At 68.4% G+C, this 17,995-nt stretch carries 15 protein-coding genes and 1 tRNA gene; 3 read left to right on the plus strand and 13 right to left on the minus strand.

All coding sequences use genetic code 11. From position 1 onward, the window contains the following. Positions 1–89: 89 nt before the first annotated feature. Positions 90–1,286 (minus strand): CaiB/BaiF CoA transferase family protein, encoded by a 1,197-nt coding sequence (locus tag AB3K92_RS34180; protein WP_369466655.1) that lies wholly within the window; start codon positions 1,284–1,286, stop codon positions 90–92. Beyond that, a complete protein-coding gene (locus AB3K92_RS34185; protein ID WP_369466656.1) occupies positions 1,283–3,034 on the minus strand; it encodes an acyl-CoA dehydrogenase family protein in 1,752 nt (583 codons plus the stop codon). Before AB3K92_RS34185 ends, AB3K92_RS34180 begins: the two co-directional genes overlap by 4 nt. 174 nt (positions 3,035–3,208) lie before the next feature. Between AB3K92_RS34185 and AB3K92_RS34190 the strand changes: the two genes are divergently transcribed. Both AB3K92_RS34190 and AB3K92_RS34195 read left to right on the plus strand, forming a co-directional pair. After that, the gene (locus tag AB3K92_RS34190; RefSeq protein WP_027786944.1) at positions 3,209–4,111 is read left to right on the plus strand and encodes a LysR family transcriptional regulator; all 903 of its coding nucleotides are present in this window, start codon (positions 3,209–3,211) and stop codon (positions 4,109–4,111) included. A gap of 99 nt (positions 4,112–4,210) precedes the next feature. Further along, a tRNA-Val gene (locus AB3K92_RS34195) sits at positions 4,211–4,285 on the plus strand. A 129-nt stretch (positions 4,286–4,414) separates the two neighbouring features. Here AB3K92_RS34195 and AB3K92_RS34200 read toward each other — a convergent pair. The 11 genes from AB3K92_RS34200 to hutH form a co-directional block, all read right to left on the minus strand. Further along, positions 4,415–5,809, minus strand: a complete 1,395-nt coding sequence (locus tag AB3K92_RS34200) for an aspartate aminotransferase family protein (RefSeq protein WP_369466657.1) — start codon at positions 5,807–5,809, stop codon at positions 4,415–4,417. 28 nt (positions 5,810–5,837) lie between these two features. Then, positions 5,838–7,175: a glutamine synthetase family protein gene (locus tag AB3K92_RS34205; protein ID WP_027786942.1), complete on the minus strand. Its 1,338-nt coding sequence runs from the start codon at positions 7,173–7,175 to the stop codon at positions 5,838–5,840. Between the two features lie 12 nt (positions 7,176–7,187). Beyond that, positions 7,188–7,994 (minus strand): gamma-glutamyl-gamma-aminobutyrate hydrolase family protein, encoded by an 807-nt coding sequence (locus tag AB3K92_RS34210; protein ID WP_059857751.1) that lies wholly within the window; start codon positions 7,992–7,994, stop codon positions 7,188–7,190. Positions 7,995–8,162: 168 nt separating this feature from the next. Next, positions 8,163–8,387, minus strand: a complete 225-nt coding sequence (locus AB3K92_RS34215) for a hypothetical protein (RefSeq protein WP_319001445.1) — start codon at positions 8,385–8,387, stop codon at positions 8,163–8,165. A 369-nt stretch (positions 8,388–8,756) separates the two neighbouring features. Then, positions 8,757–9,554, minus strand: coding sequence for an N-formylglutamate deformylase (gene hutG, locus AB3K92_RS34220; protein WP_369466658.1), 798 nt, complete (start codon positions 9,552–9,554; stop codon positions 8,757–8,759). Positions 9,555–9,614: 60 nt separating this feature from the next. Continuing rightward, the gene (locus tag AB3K92_RS34225; protein ID WP_059675840.1) at positions 9,615–10,991 is read right to left on the minus strand and encodes a formimidoylglutamate deiminase; all 1,377 of its coding nucleotides are present in this window, start codon (positions 10,989–10,991) and stop codon (positions 9,615–9,617) included. Positions 10,992–10,999: 8 nt separating this feature from the next. Continuing rightward, the gene (gene hutI / locus AB3K92_RS34230; protein WP_060157272.1) at positions 11,000–12,223 is read right to left on the minus strand and encodes an imidazolonepropionase; all 1,224 of its coding nucleotides are present in this window, start codon (positions 12,221–12,223) and stop codon (positions 11,000–11,002) included. Between the two features lie 4 nt (positions 12,224–12,227). Then, on the minus strand, positions 12,228–12,866 hold the full coding sequence (locus tag AB3K92_RS34235; protein ID WP_369466659.1) for a HutD family protein: 639 nt from the start codon (positions 12,864–12,866) through the stop codon (positions 12,228–12,230). A gap of 2 nt (positions 12,867–12,868) precedes the next feature. Further along, complete coding sequence (gene hutU / locus AB3K92_RS34240) at positions 12,869–14,557, minus strand: urocanate hydratase (protein WP_027786936.1); 1,689 nt, start codon at positions 14,555–14,557, stop codon at positions 12,869–12,871. Between the two features lie 38 nt (positions 14,558–14,595). Continuing rightward, positions 14,596–15,291, minus strand: coding sequence for a histidine utilization repressor (gene hutC / locus AB3K92_RS34245; protein WP_369466660.1), 696 nt, complete (start codon positions 15,289–15,291; stop codon positions 14,596–14,598). A gap of 4 nt (positions 15,292–15,295) precedes the next feature. Next, positions 15,296–16,819, minus strand: a complete 1,524-nt coding sequence (gene hutH / locus AB3K92_RS34250; protein ID WP_059486414.1) for a histidine ammonia-lyase — start codon at positions 16,817–16,819, stop codon at positions 15,296–15,298. A gap of 213 nt (positions 16,820–17,032) precedes the next feature. Between hutH and AB3K92_RS34255 the strand changes: the two genes are divergently transcribed. After that, the gene (locus AB3K92_RS34255; RefSeq protein WP_369466661.1) at positions 17,033–17,989 is read left to right on the plus strand and encodes a glutamate/aspartate ABC transporter substrate-binding protein; all 957 of its coding nucleotides are present in this window, start codon (positions 17,033–17,035) and stop codon (positions 17,987–17,989) included. Positions 17,990–17,995: the final 6 nt, after the last annotated feature.

The following is a 17,995-nucleotide window of genomic DNA, read 5'->3' on the forward strand; positions in this document are numbered from 1 at the left end:
CGATGTCTCCATGTTTGTGTTTCCGGGGCGCGACTGCCGCGCGCCTTTCCCGGGTGGCCGGCATGGCGCCGCCGGCCGGCGGCGTCGTGTCAGCCGGGGGCTTCCCTCAGCACGCCGGCGTCGAGCAGTTGCTGCTGGAGCGCGGGATCGATGCCGAGGCGATCGAGCACCGCGCGCGTGTCGCCGCCCAGCGCGGGCGGTGGCGAACGATAGGTAGCCGGCGTGCGCGACAGCTTCACCGGCGACGCGGTGCCGCGATACGCGCCGATCTCGACGAACAGGTTCCGGTGCAGCGCATGCGGATCGTGCGCGACGTCGGCCACCGTTCGCACCGGCCCGCACGGCACGCCGGCCGCCATCAGGTCGCGTGCGAGCGGTTCGCATGCGTGCGCGGCGAGCCGCGCTTCCAGTTCGGCCTTCAGCTCGGGACGGTGCGCGCAGCGGGTGCGGTTGTCGACGAAGCGTGGATCCCCCGCGAGCGCCGGCACGCCGAGATGCGCGACGAGCCGCGCGAACTGCCTGTCGTTGCCGATCGCGAGGAAGATCGGCACGGTCGCCGTGCGGTAGCTGTCGTATGGCGCGATGTTCGGATGCGCGTTGCCGCTGCGCGCCGGCACGCGCCCCGAACCGAAGAAGTTCGGCAGGTGCGGATGCAGCAGCGACACGCCGCAGTCGTACAGCGCGATGTCGATCGACTGTCCGCGCCCGCTCTTCCCGCGCTCCGCGAGCGCCAGCAGGATGCCCGCGAGCGCATTGAGGCCCGTGACCATGTCGACGATCGGCAGACCGATGCGCGTCGCGTCGCCGTCACGCTCGCCGTTGACGCTCATCAGCCCCGCCATCGCCTGGATCACCGCGTCGTAGCCGGGCAGCCCGCCGAGCGGGCCCGTTTCGCCGAAGCCCGTCACCGCGCAGTGGATCAGGCGCGGGAAACGCGGCTGCAAGTCGCGCGCGTAATCCATCCCCCAGCGCGCGAGCGTGCCGGGCTTGAAGTTCTCGACGAGCACGTCGGCCTCTTCGAGCAGGCGCCACAGGATCGCGCGCCCCTCGTCGCGCGACAGGTCGAGCGCGAGCCCTTCCTTGTTGCGGTTCACGCCCATGAAGTACCACGCGGTGTCGCCGAGGAACGGCGGCCCCCAGCCGCGCGTCTCGTCGCCGTCCGGCGGCTCGATCTTGATCACCGTCGCCCCGTGGTCGGCGAGTGCCTGCGTACAGTACGGGCCGCCGAGCACGCGGCTCAGGTCGACGACCTTCAGGCCGTCCAGTGCACCACGCGAGGCGGTCATCGTTCGACCTCCGGCAGCAGGTCGAGCGCGGTATCGAGCGCGATGGGCGCGCCGCGCAGCAGCGCAGCGCAGGCGGCGGATTCGTCGTCGCGCGATGCCGGCGCAAGCGGGTCGACCGGCAGCAGCTTGTGGCGCACGACCAGGTGCGCGAGCGCGAGACGCCGGAAATCCGGCGCGAGCCGCGCGCCCTCGCACGCCATCAGCACGGCCGCGCTTGCGTAGTACAGCGCGGACGCGGCCTGCCGCACGCGTGCGTCGTCGCCTTCCGCCGCGACCCGCGCAAGCCCGTCGCAGGCGCGCGCGAGGATGCGCCGCAACGCCGCGCGGCTCGCGTCGGGCAGCGGTGCCGCGCCGAGGCGGTCGCCGAGAAAGGTACGCAGCGCGCCGAGCGCCTGCTCGCGCTGCGCGGCCCGCGCGACGTCCAGCGCGACGATGTTGCTCGTGCCTTCCCAGATCGAGCCGAGATGCGCATCGCGCACGATGCGCGCGTCGCTCCATTCCTCGATGTAACCGGTGCCGCCGCGCACTTCCATCGCATCGCCCGTCACGCGCCGCGCATCGCGGCACGCGCGGAACTTGATCAGCGGCGTCAGGATCCGCACGCAGCGCGCGGCCTGCTCGTCGCCGGCATCGGCCTGCGGCAGCAGCAGCGCGATCTGCATGAACATCGCGCGCGCGGCCTCGGCCGGCAGCAGCATCTTCAGCAACTGGCGCTGCATCAGCGGCATCTCGATCAGCTTGCGGCCGAACGCCTCGCGGTGCGCGGCGACGTGCAGCGCCTCGTTCAGCGCGCGCCGCATCAGCCCCGCCGCGCGCACGCCGTTCGACAGCCGCGACATGTTGATCATGTCGGCCATCTGGTGGAAACCGCGGCCGATCTCGCCGATCAGGAACGCCTGCGCGCCTTCGAGCGCGATCTCGCCGCTCGCCATCGACCGGCTGCCGAGCTTGTCCTTCAGGCGCACGATCCGGTAGCGGTTGCGCGTGCCGTCCGGCAGCGTCTTCGGCAGCAGGAACAACGCGAGGCCCTTGATGCCGTCCGGCGCGCCGTCTGGCCGCGCGAGCACCATCGCGAGATCGGCGTCCGCGTTCGAGCAGAACCACTTGTCGCCGGTCAGGCGCCAGACGGTCTCGCCGTGCGCGTCCGTCTCGCGCGTCGCCCGCGTGGCGATCCGGCCGACATCGGAACCTGCCGCCTGCTCGGTCATGAACATCGCGCCCTGGTACAGCGTGTCGAAGTCGCGCGACGCGAGCTTCGGCAGGTAGCGCGCGACGAGCGCCGGATCGCCGAAGCGGCGCAGCGTACGCGTCAGCGAATCGGTCATGCTGACCGGGCAGCACAGCCCGAATTCAGCCTGCACGAACAGGAACGTCAGCGCGTACTTGACGAGCGGCGCAACGGATTCCGCCCCGTGGCTCAGCGACGCGAGCCCGAGCTCGGCATACGCGACACGTTCGAGCGCGACATACGCGGGATCCTTGTCGATCCGCTGCACGGCCTCGCCTCGCCGGTTGCGGTGTTCGAGCACGGGCGGGTGCTTGTCCGCGCGCGACGCCCATTCGTCGAGTTCGCCCGACACGCGTGCGCCGAGCGCGCGCAGCCGAGGCTCCAGTTCCGCATAGTGCGCGTCGCCGAGATGCAGCTTCAGCAACACGCCGAGATCGGGATCGACCGTGAAGAAATTGAGGCCCCGGCTGTCGGGGATGTTGGATGCGCCGGCGTCCGGCGTGCGAGCGGTGTCGTTCATGCGTGCGTCTCCTGGGTTGCCTGCACATCGGCTGGCGGGGCGCGCCGCGGCGCCCGGCCAGTCCCGTGCAAAGCCTTCCGCAGAGCGTAGGCGCGCGATCGATAAGCGTCCAATACAGGATTTGTCCGGTACGATAGACGTCGCTTATCGATGCCGACGCCGCGAGGAGACACCATGGAACTGAGGCAGTTGCGCTACTTCGTGGCGGTCGCCGAGGAACTGCATTTCGGACGCGCGGCAAAGCGCCTGTTCATCTCGCAGCCGGCGCTGAGTTTCGATATCCGCAAGTTCGAAGACGCGCTCGGCGTCCAGCTGTTCTCGCGCACCAACAAGACCGTCGCGCTGACCAATGCGGGCGAGGTGCTGCTCGGCGAAGCGCGCCGGCTGCTGCTGCAGGCGGCCGAGGCCGAACGCCTGACGGTGCGCTCCGCGTCGGGCCTCGCGGGACGGCTGCGGATCGGCTTCGTTCATTCGATGCTGTATCGCGGGCTGCCCGATGCGGTGCGGCGTTTCGAAGCCGACTACCCGGGCGTCGAGGTCGTGCTGAGCGAGATGAACACGCACGCGCAGGTGCAGGCGATCCAGCGCGGCCAGATCGATCTCGGCTACGCGCACTGGGGCCACTTCCCGCCCGAGGTCGAATCGGTACCTGTCTATGCGGAACCGTTCGTGTGCTGCCTGCCGGCCGCACATCCGCTCGCGCGGCGCAGGCAGGTCGCGCTAGCCGCGCTGGCCGCGGAACCGTTCATCCTGTTCCCGCGCGAAGCGGCGCCGCATTATCACGACCTGATCATTGCGCAATGCGTGAACGCCGGCTTCAGCCCGCTGATTCGCCACGAAGCGCGGCTGTGGCAGACGATCCTGTCGATGATCGAGTTCGGGATGGGCGTCGCGCTGGTGCCGCGCGTGCTGCAGCAGGCGAAGAGCGACCGGCTCGCATTCCGGCCGCTGAAGGATGCGTCGCTCGAATCGCGCACGCTCGCGCTGAAGCGCAGCGGCACCGCCGAGCCGGTTGCGCTGCGCTTCGCCGATTACGTGCGCGCGTCGATCGACGCACTGCCCGCGCTCGCGGGCTGAGTGCACGGCCGGCTGGCAGGTATTTGCGGGTATCTGAAAAATATTTGCAGAAAGGGCTTTACGAACCCCAAAAGCTCTGACATAATTTGATTCTTCTTTGGGCGGTTAGCTCAGCGGTAGAGCACTGCCTTCACACGGCAGGGGTCACTGGTTCGATCCCAGTACCGCCCACCAAAGAATTCAAGGGCCTGCGTCTCACGACGCAGGCCCTTTTCGTTTTGGCGTCGCGCGTGCTTCGAGCGACGCGGGCGCCATGTCATTCGACGCCCGCGTCCGCACGCAGCTAGCTACCGAGATACCGGCTTACCGTGCGTGCCCCACCCGCTGCGCCGTCGCATCGAACGCCCGTTTCGCCTTGTCGACGATCTCGTCGACCTCCGCCTCGCGAATCAAGAGCGGCGGCGACAGCAGCATCCGGTCGCCGGTCGCACGCATGATCAGGTTGCCGTTGAAGCAGAAGTCGCGGCAGATCGTCCCGATATCGACGTTCGCACCGAACCGCTCTCGCCGGTGCCGGTCGCGCGCAAGCTGAACGCCTGCCACGAGCCCCGCTCCCGAAATCTCCCCGACGATCGGATGGTCGCCCAGCGCATCGCGCAGCCTGCGCTGGAAGTACGGCCCGATGTCGTTCTTCACGCGCTCGACGATCCCTTCGTCGCGCAGCAGCTTCAGGTTCGCGACCGCGACGGCTGCCGCCACCGGGTGGCCCGAGTACGTGAGGCCGTGGTTGAATTCGCCGTTGTCGATGATCGGCCGCGCCACGCGCTCGTGAATGCCGACGGCGCCCATCGGCACGTAGCCCGACGTGAGGCCCTTGGCCATCGTGATCAGGTCAGGCTCGAAGCCGAAATGCTGGTGCGCGAACCATTCGCCGGTGCGCCCGAACCCGCCGATCACTTCGTCGGCCACCAGCAGGATGTCGTACTTGCGGCAGATCCGCTGGATTTCCGGCCAGTACGTCGACGGCGGGAAGATCACGCCGCCCGCGCCCTGGAACGGCTCGCCGATGAACGCCGCGACGTTTTCCGCGCCGAGTTCGAGGATCTTCGCCTCGAGCTGCTGCGCGCGGGCCAGGCCGAACGCTTCCGGCGTTTCGCCGGCCGCTGCCTCGCCGAAGAAATACGGCTGGTCGATGTGCACGATGTTCTCGACCTTCGACGGCATCTGCTCGTGCATGTAGCCCATCCCGCCGAGCGTGCCGCCCGCGATCGTCGAGCCGTGGTAACCGTTCTTGCGCGAGATCACGAACTTCTTCTGCGGCTGGCCCTGCACGCGCCAGTACTGGTGCACGAGGCGCAGCACGGTGTCGTTGCCTTCCGAGCCGCTGTTGCAATAGAAGAAGTGGTTGAAGCCCTTCGGCGTGACTTCCGCGAGCATCGCGGAGAGTTCGATCACCGGCGGGTGCGTGGTCTTGAAGAAGGTGTTGTAGAACGGCAGTTCCTGGATCTGGCGATACGCGGCGTCGGCGAGTTCCTTGCGGCCGTAGCCGACGTTCACGCACCAGAGGCCGGCCATCCCGTCGATGACCTTGTTGCCGTCCGAGTCCCACAGGTAGACGCCGTCGGCCTTCACGATCACGCGGCTGCCCGCGCGGTTCAGCGCACCCATGTCCGAGAACGGGTGGATGTGGTGCGCGGCGTCGAGCGCGCGGTATTCGGCGGTCGAATGCGGTGAGAAGGCTTCGTTTCGATCGGTCATGTTTCCTCCGGATAACGCTGCCGCACGCTCAGACGTGCAGCAGCAGATGCCTGCGTTCCCACGAGCTGATCACGCGGAAGAACGCTTCGTATTCGGTGTCCTTCAGCGCCAGGTAGGCCTTCACGAACTTGTCGCCGAGAATGCCGGCCAGCGGCGTGCACGCCGCCATCAGCGAGATCCCCTCCTCGAGATTGCGCGGCAGCTGGTACGGCAGGTTGTAGCCGTCCGACGCGATCGGCTCGGTCGGCGCGAGCTGCTGCGACAGGCCGAGATAGCCGGCGGCGAGCGTCGCCGCGAACGCGAGGTACGGGTTGCAGTCGACACCCGGAATCCGGTTCTCGATGCGGCGCGCCGATGCACCCGACTGCGGGATGCGGAAGCCGACCGTGCGGTTGTCGTAGCCCCACTGCACGTTGATCGGCGCGGCCATGAAGCGCGACAGGCGGCGATACGAGTTGATGTACGGCGCGAAGATCGGCATCAGCGCGGGCGTGTACTTCTGCAGCCCCGCGAGATAGCTGTGGAACATCGGCGACACGGCGCCGTCTTCGCCCGAGAACAGGTTGCGCCCCGTGCGCGCGTCGGCCAGGCTCTGGTGGATGTGCATCGCCGAGCCGGGCTCGTCCTGCATCGGCTTCGCCATGAAGGTCGCGTACATGTTGTGGCGCAACGCGGCCTCGCGCACCGTGCGCTTGAACAGGAACACCTGGTCGGCCAGCGACAGCGCATCGCCGTGCACGAAGTTGATCTCCATCTGCGCGGCGCCGACTTCATGGATCAGCGTCTCGATATCGAGCCCCTGCATCTCGCAGTATTCGTAGATGTCCTCGAACAGTGAATCGAACTCGTTGACGGCCTCGATCGAATACGACTGCCGGCCGGTTTCCGCGCGCCCGGTGCGGCCGACCGGCGGACGCAGCGGCAGGTCCGGATCGGCGTTCATGTCGACCAGGTAGAACTCGAGCTCGGGCGCGACGACCGGCTGCCAGCCTTTCGCCTTGTACAGGTCGAGCACACGGCGCAGCACGTAGCGCGGCGAGATCTCGACCGGCGAGCCGTCGAAGTGCACGCAGTCGTGAATCACCTGCGCGGTCGGATCGACGGCCCACGGAATCAGGCAGATCGTCGACGGATCGGGCACGCACACCATGTCGGGATCGGTCACGCCGGTCAGCGTGCCGTCCTCCGGATAGTCGCCGGTGACGGTCTGCACCATCACGGCCTGCGGCAAGCGCATCGATTCGCCGGATTCGAACTTGTTGCGCGGAATGATCTTGCCGCGCGCGATGCCGGCCATGTCGGGAATGATCGCCTCGACCTCGGTGATGCGGTGCTGTCGCAGGAATTCGCTCAGTTCGGGTTGCATGATCGGCCTCTATCAGTCGACGTCGGATGCGGCCGGCGACGGCATCGCGCCGCCGGCCGCATGAATGCGATGGGTCATGCGCGCGCGGCACGCCGCGCCGAATGCCGCGAAGATGTCGCGCGACAGCGGCTGTTCCGCGTAACGCCATTCGGGATGCCACTGCACGCCGAGCGCGAACGCACGCGCGCCGCGCACGCTGACGGCCTCGACCAGCCCGTCGGGCGCGCTGGCTTCGACGACGAGCCCCGCACCGAGCTGCGCGATGCCCTGGTCGTGCAGCGAATTGACCGTCGCTTCAGGTGCGCCGCGCGCGATCCGCTGCAGCAGGCCGCCCGGCGCGAACTGCACGACGTGCGCGGGGCCGTACTGCCGTTCGAGCGGATCGGCCGGCCGCTCGCGGTGATCGTCGAAGCCGGTCGTCGCGTGCAGCCGCTGATGCAGCGTGCCGCCGTAGGCAACGTTCAGCTCCTGCATGCCGCGACAGATCGCGAGTACGGGCACGCCCGCGTCGATCGCCGCGCGGATCAGCGGCAGCGCGGTCGCATCGCGCGCGGGATCGTGCAGCGTGTCGGGCGCGCTCGCGGCACCGCCGTAATGATGCGGTTCGACGTTCGAGTAACTGCCGGTCAACAGCAACCCGTCGACCGCCGCGACGATCGCATCGGCCGGCTGGCGCGCGCCGAGCGCGGGCAGCACGAAGGCAAGCGCACCCGCGCCGTCGACGAGCGCAGCCAGGTACTTCTCCCCCGCCGTGTGGTTCGGATGCGCACCGCGCAGGATGCGGTCGGCGGTCACGGCTACGATCGGTCGCGCATGCATGGGTGTCTCTCCGGCAATCGCGCGCGACACGTTCGCACGCGGGACGATGAAGGTTCGCGCCGGCACCGCACGCGCGCACCACGATGCGCCGCATGCCCAAACGCGATCGCGCCGCGCGGACGATGCGGCAACAGGCGGTGCGGCCCGGAACGGACGTGGAAAGGGACGCTAGGGCAACAACGATGCGCTGCCGTCGCACTGCACCGCGCTGAACACGCGGGCAGCCACGAGGTTGAAGCGACGCAGGCCGCGACGGGAAATGGCGGAGAAACGAGGTTCGCGCAAAGAGGCGGCACGCGTGCCGCGATCAGCATGCCGGATCGGCCCGGCATGAGGCGGCGCGCCCGCCGACGGACTTCGCGTCCGGCGTATCGAAGGGCTGGCGGCTTTCACGATCGTACTCGACTGACGAATGCAGGATACGTGTCGCGATGAAGCGCATGCGGCAATGCCGCGCGGCGACACGTCGGCAAGGTGTCTCGCCGCGCATTCCGGCGCGGTGCGGCCACGATCGATGGCCCGCCGCCGGTGCGCGCGTGACGACTTCCTGACATTCAGCTTATATCACCCAAAAATTGCGTCAAATTTTCAGGTGCGGATGACGACATCGATCAGACGAAACCCGGACCAAAAAAAACGGCACCGATCTCGTGGATCGATGCCGTATTGTGCAGTGCATCGGTGCGTCACGCTGCGTGCCGGCGGGCCGGCGGGCCGTCACGCACCTGCTCCGCCGCGCTGCCGCATCCGTGCGGCCCGGGTTCAGCGATACGCGAGCGCGGTTTCGACGAGCGTCTGCAATAGCGGCACAATCCGCGCCGCACGCGTTTCGTCGTACGCGTAGGGGCGCGTCTCTTCCATGTAGGTGATCTGCGAGAGCTCGAGCTGCACGGCCTCGACGCCCGTTTCGGGCACGCCGTAGTGGCGCGTGATGTAGCCGCCCTTGAAGCGCCCGTTCGCGACGGCCGTATAGCCGCCATGTTCGAGCACGCGCGCGGCGAGCGCCTCCGCCAGGCCCGGCGCGGCACTTGCACCGCTCGACGTGCCGAAGTTGAAGTCCGGCAGGCGGCCGTCGAAGAAGCGCGGCACGTGCGAGCGGATCGAATGCGCTTCCCACACGAGCACGCGGCCGTGCTCGCGCTTCAGGCGTGCGACCTCGCGTTGCAGCGCGTCGTGGTACGGCAACCAGTAGCGATCGCGGCGGCGCATGATCTCGTCGTTGCCGGGCAGCGCGTTCGCCGGATACAGCGGCGCCTTGTCGAACGTATCGACCGGCACGAGCCCCGTCGTGTCCTGCCCCGGGTACAGGTTCTCGTTGTCGGGCGGACGGTTCAGGTCGACGACGTAGCGCGCATGCGACGGGACGAGGATCGATGCGCCGAGGCCAGCCGCGAAGCCGTACAGCCGTTCGAGATGCCAGTCGCAATCGTCGACGAGACGCGCGTCGGCCGTCATCGTCGCGGCGATGTCGTCGGGGATGTGCGTGCCTGCGTGCGGAATCGAGATCAGCAGCGGCAGCGTGCCCTGCTTCAGCGTGAATACAGCCGGTTGTTCAGTCATGTCGCATCACCGTTGAAGGTCTGCCGGCGCACGCAGGCGGCGTGCGCCGGTTGCCGCGCGTCAGCGCAGCAGTTGCGCCAGCGCGGCGCGGTAGTCGGCATACGCGACGGTTTCGTCGCGATGGCGGCGGCCGCTCACGACGCGCTCGCCGCCCGTGTAGACGTCGAGCACCGGCGTCTCGCCGTGCTCCGCGAACACGATACCCGACAACCACGACGTGCTGTCGTGTTCGGCGATCGCCGGATGATCGGGATCGAGCACGAGCCAGTCGGCGCGGCACCCTTCGCGCAGCGCGCCGACGCGCCGCCCGCTGGCCTGCGCGCCGCCCGCGAGCGACGCGTCGAACAGGCGATCGGCGACATGTGCCTGCGTGTCGCTCGCCAGCACGTTGCGCGCGCGGTGCACGAGCCGTTGCCCGTATTCGAGCAGGCGCAGCTCGGCACGCCAGTCGACCGACGCGTGGCTGTCCGAGCCGACACCGATCACGCCGCCTTGCGCGAGATAGTCGACGGCCGGGAACACGCCGTCGCCGAGGTTCGCCTCGGTCGTCAGGCACAGGCCGGCGACCGCGCGACGCCGCGCGAGCGCGGCCGTTTCGGCCGCGTCGACGTGCGTCGCGTGCACGAGACACCAGCGTGCGTCGACATCGAAGCGATCGAGCAGCCATTGCACGGGGCGCGCGCCGTAGGCACGCACGCAGTCGTCGACTTCGGCCGTCTGCTCGGCGATATGGATATGCACGGGCGCGTCGTCGGGCAGCCCGTCGAGCAGCACGCGCAACCCGTTCTCGGACACCGCCCGCAGCGAGTGCGGCGCGACGCCGTAGCGCAGCCCGCCGTGCTCCGGCGCCGCGCGACGCATCGCGTCGAGCAGCTCGAGCAGGCCGTCGGGCGTATTGATGAAGCGGCGCTGGTCGTCGCGCGGCGGTTTGTTGCCGAAGCCGGCGAACTGGTACGACACGGGCAGCATCGTGATGCCGATGCCGGCCGAGCGCGCGGCGTCGACCACGCGCGTGCCGAGTTCCGCGATCTGCGGATAACGCGAGCCGTCCTGCGCGTGATGCACGTAGTGGAATTCGCACACCGACGTATAACCGCACTTGAGCATCTCGACGTACAGCCAGCGCGCGATCGCGGCGAGCGCGTCGGGCGTGATCTTCAGCGCGAAGCGGTACATCAGGTCGCGCCAGCTCCAGAAGCTGTCGGCCGGATTCGCGCGGTATTCGGTGAGCCCCGCCATCGCGCGCTGGAACGCGTGCGAATGCAGGTTCGGCATGCCGGGCAGCACCGGCCCGGCCGCATGCGCGACGCCTGCCGGGGCGTCGGTGTCGGGCGTCACGCCGGTCAGCGTGCCGGCCGCGTCCCAGCGCAGCAGCACGTTACGGCGCCAGCCGTCGGGCAGGTACGCATGGTCGGCGAACAACAGGGTGTCGGTCATAAGGCTATCTATCCATTCATCCGGCGAAACACGGTCGTGCCGCCGCGTACGACCTGCTCGCACAGCGGCCGGCCGATCCAGTAGGCGAGCTCCGCCAGCGAGCCGACCGACCATGCGGCGAAGTCGGCCTGGCGACCGACCTCGAGCGCGCCGTGGCGATCCGCGCGGCCGAGCGCCGCGGCCGCGTGGCGCGTCACGCCCTGCAGCACTTCGGGCACCGTCATGCGGAACAGCGTGCAGCCCATGTTCAACGTCAGCAGCAGCGATTCGAGCGGCGACGTGCCGGGGTTGTGATCGGTCGCGAGCGCGATCGGCACGCCGTGCTTGCGCAGCAGCTCGATCGGCGGCAGTTGCGTCTCGCGGATGAAGTAATACGCGCCCGGCAGCAGCACGGCGACCGTGCCGGCCGCCTTCATCGCCTCGATGCCGGCTTCGTCGAGAAATTCGAGGTGGTCGGCGGACAGTGCCCGATAGCGGGCGGCGAGCGCCGTGCCACCCGCGTTCGACAGTTGCTCCGCATGCAGCTTCACCGGCAGCCCGCGCCGCGTCGCGGCTTCGAACACGCGCTCGGTCTGGGCGAGCGAAAAGCCGATGCGTTCGCAGAACACGTCGACTGCGTCGATGAGCCCCTCGTCGGCCAGCGCCGGCAGCATCCGGTTGCACACTTCGTCGATGTAGTCGTCCGCGCGGCCCGCGTATTCCGGCGGCAGCGCATGCGCGCCGAGAAAGGTCGTGTAGACCGTGACCGGGAAACGCTCGCCGAGCTGGCGCGCGACGCGCAGCATCTTGCGTTCGCTCGCGAGGTCGAGCCCGTAGCCCGACTTGATCTCGATCGCGGTCACGCCTTCGGCCAGCAGCGGCTGCAGCCGCGCGGCGGCCTGCACGAACAGCGTCGTCTCGTCGGCCGCGCGCGTCGCGCGCACCGTCGACACGATCCCGCCGCCCTGCCGCGCAATCTCCTCGTAGCTGACGCCCGCGAGGCGCTGCGCGAATTCGTCGGCACGCGTGCCGCCGTACACGAGGTGCGTATGGCAGTCGACGAGGCCCGGCGTCACCCACGCGCCGTGCAGGTCCTCGCGCCGCCAATGCGCATAACCGTGCGGCAGCGCGGACATCGCGCCGAGCCAGACGATCGTGCCGGTTTCGTCGACGGCGATCGCCGCGTCGTCGATCGTCTCGTCGGGATGGCCGTGCGGACACAGCCTCAGGTGATGCCAGACAGTCGGTTTCATGCGTTCAGTCTCGTTCGCCGATGGCGAGCGACACGGCGAGCAACGCGCCGCTACCGCTCACGACGACGTCAAACGCACGCCGCGGCCCGTCGAGCCGCAACGTGTCCATTTCTTCCAGTGTGTAGCGCGTGCCGTCGATTTCAACGGCGACCTCGCCGGCCGCGCAAAACAACAGCACGGTATCGGCATGCCCGATGCGGTGCGCGCCTGCGCGCCACACGTCGAGCGTGCCGCGCGCGGCCGAACGGCGCGTCATCAGGTTGAAGTCGCGCGTCGCGCCGTCGTGCAGCGTCGCGTCGATCGCCGCCTCGCCCGCGAAATCCGCGCGGGCCAGCGGTGCGTCGAGCACGTGGCGTGCGCCGCCTTCCTCGGCGAGCGTCATGCCTGCGCCGGACAGCAGCACGAGCGTGCGGTCGACGCCGTCGAAACGCGAGAACGGGCCGTCCGTGCCGACGTCCGCGACGCTCACGCGCCACGCGAACGCGTCGAGCGCGGCGCCCGGCGGCGCCCCCAAGGAAGTCTCCTTGGGGGAAAACGCCGCGATCTCGCGCGTCACGCCGCCGCCGTTCTTCCATGGCGACGCGACGAGATCCGCTGCGCGCATCATCGTCGCGTTCACCGGCGCCTGATCGAGCGCCGTCATGCTCAGCGGCCGAGCATCGGCAGCTTCAGGCCGGCTTCGCGGGCCGTCTGCTGCGCGAGTTCGTAACCGGCATCCGCATGGCGCATCACGCCCGTCGCCGGGTCGTTCAGCAGCACGCGGCCGAGACGCTCGTGCGCTTCGGCGGTACCGTCGGCGACGATCACGACGCCCGAGTGCTGCGAGAAGCCCATGCCGACGCCGCCGCCATGGTGCAGCGACACCCACGATGCGCCGCCCGCGGTGTTCAGCAGCGCGTTCAGCAGCGGCCAGTCGCTCACGGCGTCCGAACCGTCCTTCATCGATTCCGTCTCGCGGTTCGGGCTCGCGACCGAACCGGTGTCGAGGTGGTCGCGGCCGATCACGATCGGGGCCTTCAGTTCGCCGTTCTTCACCATCTCGTTGAACGCCTGGCCGAGGCGATAGCGATCCTTCACGCCGACCCAGCAGATCCGCGCCGGCAGGCCCTGGAACGCGATGCGCTCACGTGCCATGTCGAGCCAGTTGTGCAGGTGCGGATCGTCGGGGATCAGCTCCTTCACCTTCTGGTCGGTCTTGTAGATGTCTTCCGGATCGCCCGACAGCGCGACCCAGCGGAACGGGCCCTTGCCTTCGCAGAACAGCGGGCGGATATAGGCCGGCACGAAGCCCGGGAAGTCGAACGCGTTCTCGACACCCATTTCGAGCGCCATCTGGCGGATGTTGTTGCCGTAGTCGAGCGTCGCCGCGCCGCGCTCCTGCAGCGCCAGCATCGCGCGCACCTGGACGGCCATCGACTGCTTCGCGACCTTCACGATGCTCTGCGGATCGACCTTCTGCGCTTCGCGCCATTGCGCGACGGTCCAGCCTTGCGGCAGGTAGCCGTTGATCGGGTCGTGCGCGCTCGTCTGGTCGGTCACGCAATCCGGCGTGATGCCGCGCGTGACGAGCTCCGCGAACACGTCGGCCGCATTGCCGAGCAGGCCGACCGACACCGGCTTGCCGGTGCGCTTCGCTTCCTCGATCATGCCGAGCGCCTCGTCGAGCGTCGTCGCCTTCTTGTCGACGTAGCGCGTCTTCAGGCGGAAGTCGATGCGCGTCTCGTCGCATTCGACCGCGATCATCGAGAAGCCGGCCATCGTCGCGGCCAGCGGCTGCGCGCCGCCCATGCCGCCGAGGCCGCCCGTCAGGATCCAGCGGCCCGACGGATCGCCGTTGAAGTGCTGGTTCGCGACCGAGAAGAACGTTTCATAGGTGCCCTGCACGATGCCCTGGCTGCCGATGTAGATCCAGCTGCCGGCCGTCATCTGGCCGTACATCATCAGGCCCTTGCGGTCGAGCTCGTGGAAGTGATCCCAGTTCGCCCAGTGCGGCACGAGGTTCGAGTTCGCCAGCAGCACGCGCGGCGCATCCTTGTGCGTGCGGAACACACCGACCGGCTTGCCCGACTGGATCAGCAGCGTTTCGTTTTCCTCGAGATCCTTCAGCGACGCGAGGATCTGGTCGTAGCATTCCCAGTTGCGCGCCGCACGGCCGATGCCGCCGTACACGACGAGCGCATGCGGATGCTCGGCGACTTCCGGGTCGAGATTGTTCTGGATCATCCGGTAGGCCGCTTCGGCCAGCCAGGTCTTGCAGACCTTCTCGCTGCCGCGCGGCGCGCGGATCGTGCGCGTCGGATCGAGACGGGGATCGATGTGTTTCGGATGGTTCATGACGACTGCTCCCGAAGGAAATGAATATCAAATAGGAATCAGAAATGCCCGGTGAAGCGATAACGGCTGCCGGGATGCCACAGATTCGCCACCGAGGCGACGACGCCCTGCGACCAGGTGCGCCGATGTAAAACCAGACACGGCTCGACGTCGTCCATCCGCAGCTGCTCGCGCCGCTCCGGCGCCGGGGCCCCCGCTTCGATCCGGTACTCGACGCGCTGCAGCGGAGCCGCGCGCATCAGGTACAGGTTCGGCGTCGTGTTCGTGAAATCCTGCTCGGCGTAATCCGGCGCGACCGCCGGATTCACCCACCGCTCTTCGAGCTGCACCGGCTCGTCGTTCTCGAAGTGCAGCACCTGCGAATGAAACAGCTTCGTGCGCACGGCCACCTGCATCTCGTCGGCGAGCACCTCGTCGGCGCGGATCGTGTCGAGGCCGAGCACGCTCGCGCGATACGCATGCCCGCGCGCGCCGACCTCCTCCGAGATGCTGCGGATCGCCACCAGCGTCGACTCGTACTTCGGCCGCGCGACGTAGGTGCCCGCGCCCTTCATGCGCGTGAGCACCTGCTCGGCCGTCAACTCGCGCAGCGCGCGGTTGACGGTCATGCGCGCCACCTTGAACTCGCGCGCCAGCTCGTTCTCGGACGGCACCTGGTCGCCCTCCTCCCACTCGCCGGCGTGGATGCGGGCCAGGATGAAATCCTTGATCTCCTGGTAGACCGGCGCGCTCATGGGCTTACTGTTCCGACGCGAACGAGAACGGCGCGACCTTCGCGAACGCACGCTCGCCGACCAGCTTCGCGATCACCGCGATGTCCGGTGCGAAGTAGTGGTCGAGCTCGTAGTGCGCGACCTTGCTGCGGATCGTTTCCATCACCGGCGCGAGCTTCGGGCTCGTGTGGTGCGGCGCGCGCAGGTCGACGCCTTGCGCGGCGGCCAGCAGTTCGATCGCGAGGATGTGCTTCGTGTTGTCCGCGATGTCGGCGAGCTTGCGTGCGGCGAACGTCGCCATCGACACGTGGTCTTCCTGGTTCGCCGAGGTCGGCAGCGAGTCGACCGACGCCGGGTGCGCGAGCGTCTTGTTTTCCGATGCGAGTGCGGCGGCCGTCACGTGGGCGATCATGAAGCCCGAGTTCACGCCGCCGTCCCGCACGAGGAACGGGGGCAGGCCCGACAGCGTCGCGTCGATCAGCAGCGCGATGCGGCGTTCGGCCAGTGCGCCGATTTCCGATGCGGCCAGTGCGAGGTTGTCGGCCGCGAACGCGACGGGCTCGGCGTGGAAGTTGCCGCCCGACAGCACTTCGCCGGTATCCGGGAAGATCAGCGGGTTGTCCGACACGGCGTTCGCTTCGATCAGCAGCACGTCGGCCGCGTGACGCATCTGGTCCAGGCACGCGCCCATCACCTGCGGCTGGCAGCGCAGGCTGTACGGGTCCTGCACCTTGTCGCAATCGCGGTGCGACTGGTTGATCGGCGAGCCTTCGAGCAGGTCGCGATACGACGCTGCCGCGTCGATCTGGCCTTGATGGCCGCGCAGTTCATGAATGCGTGCGTCGAACGGCTTCACCGAGCCGGCAGCCGCGTCGACCGACAGCGCGCCCGCGACGAGCGCGGTGCGGTACAGGTCTTCGATCGCGAACATGTTGTCGAGCGCGAGCGCGGTGGATGCCTGCGTGCCGTTCAGCAGCGCGAGGCCTTCCTTCGCCTGCAGCGTCAGCGGCGCGAGGCCCGCGACGCGCAGGCCGTCGAGCGCGCTCGCGCGCTCGCCGCGGATGAACACTTCGCCGACGCCCAGCAGCACGGCCGACATGTGCGCGAGCGGCGCGAGGTCGCCCGATGCGCCGACCGAGCCCTTCACCGGGATCAGCGGCAGCACGTCCGCGTTGAACAGCTTGATCAGCGCGTCCATCACTTCGCGGCGGATGCCCGAGTGGCCGCGGCCGAGGCTCGACAGCTTCAGCGCCATCAGCAGGCGCACCGACGAACGTGCCATCGGCTCGCCGACGCCGACCGCGTGCGACAGCACGAGGTTCTTCTGCAGCAGTTCGAGCTGGTCGTGCGGGATGTGCGTGCTCGCCAGGCGGCCGAAGCCCGTGTTGATGCCGTAGGCCGGCTCGCCCTTCGCGGCGATGTCGGCGACGGCCTTCGCGCCGGCGTCGATCTTCGCGAAGCTGGCCGGGTCGAGCGCGAGCTGCACGGATTCGCGTGCGATCTGGCGCAGTTGCGGGAGGGTCAGGTGGCCGGGGGTCAACGTAATCATGTGAGCAATCCTGTCTAGACAAGTTCGGAGTGGTTTGAAGTGTAGCCACCTGAACTTGTCTAGACAACCCGTTTTTCACCGATTTCGACTTGGGAGTTTCCCTGATGCCCGGTGCGGCCCGCCGGAGCGATCGGCGGGATCCGGCTCTTAACATATGTTGCGATTATTTTGTCTTTGGCAACATACGAATCACCACTCGCCACGGAGCCCGTCATGCCCTTCCCGCCCCGTTTCATCGCCCGGTTCATCGCCCGGTTCATTGCCCGGTTCATTGCCCGGTTCGGCCGCCCCCTGCTCTTCGCCGCGTGCGCATTCGCAAGCGGCGCGTCGTTCGCCGCGGAGCCGCTCTCCGGCACGCTCGAGAAGATCCGGCAAAGCAACCTGATCTCGATCGGCCACCGCGAAACGTCGGTGCCGTTCTCCTACGTCGACGCGAGCGGCAAGGTCATCGGCTTCTCGCAGGATCTGTGCGACCGCGTGATCGCCGCCGTGAAGGCACGCATCGGCAAGCCCGACCTGCAGGTGCGCTTCATCCCCGTCACGTCGCAGAACCGCATCCCGCTCGTGCAGAACGGCACCGTCGATCTCGAATGCGGCGTCACCACGAACCTCGCCGCGCGCCACGCGCAGGTCGCGTTCTCGACCACCTTCTTCGTCGCGACGACGCGCCTGCTCACGCGCACGAGCGCGGGCATCCGCGACTTCCCCGACCTCGCCGGCAAGACGGTCGTGACGAACCAGGGCACGACGTCCGAGCGCCTGCTGCGCAGGATGAACGAGGAAAGGAAGATGAACATGCAGATCATCAGCGCGAAGGACTACGGCGAAGGACGCCTCACGCTCGAATCGGGCCGCGCGGCCGCGTACATGATGGACGACGTGCTGCTCGCGGGCGTGCGCCAGCTCGCCGCGAAACCGGCCGACTGGCAGATCGTCGGCACGCCGCAGTCGTCGGAGGCCTACGGGTTCATGCTGCGCAAGGACGATCCGCAGTTCAAGGCGCTCGTCGACGGCGTGCTCGTGCAGTCGATGAAGCGCGGCGAGATCGATGCGCTGTACGACAGGTGGTTCATGAAGCCGGTGCCGCCGAAGGGGCTCGCGTTCGACTTCCCGATGAGCGACGTGATCAAGGCGCGCTACGCGGCACCGAACGACGCGCCGCTCGAATGAGCGCCG

Source organism: Burkholderia sp. Bmkn7 (genome assembly GCF_041103175.1).
GTDB classification, from domain to species: Bacteria; Pseudomonadota; Gammaproteobacteria; order Burkholderiales; family Burkholderiaceae; genus Burkholderia; species Burkholderia cepacia.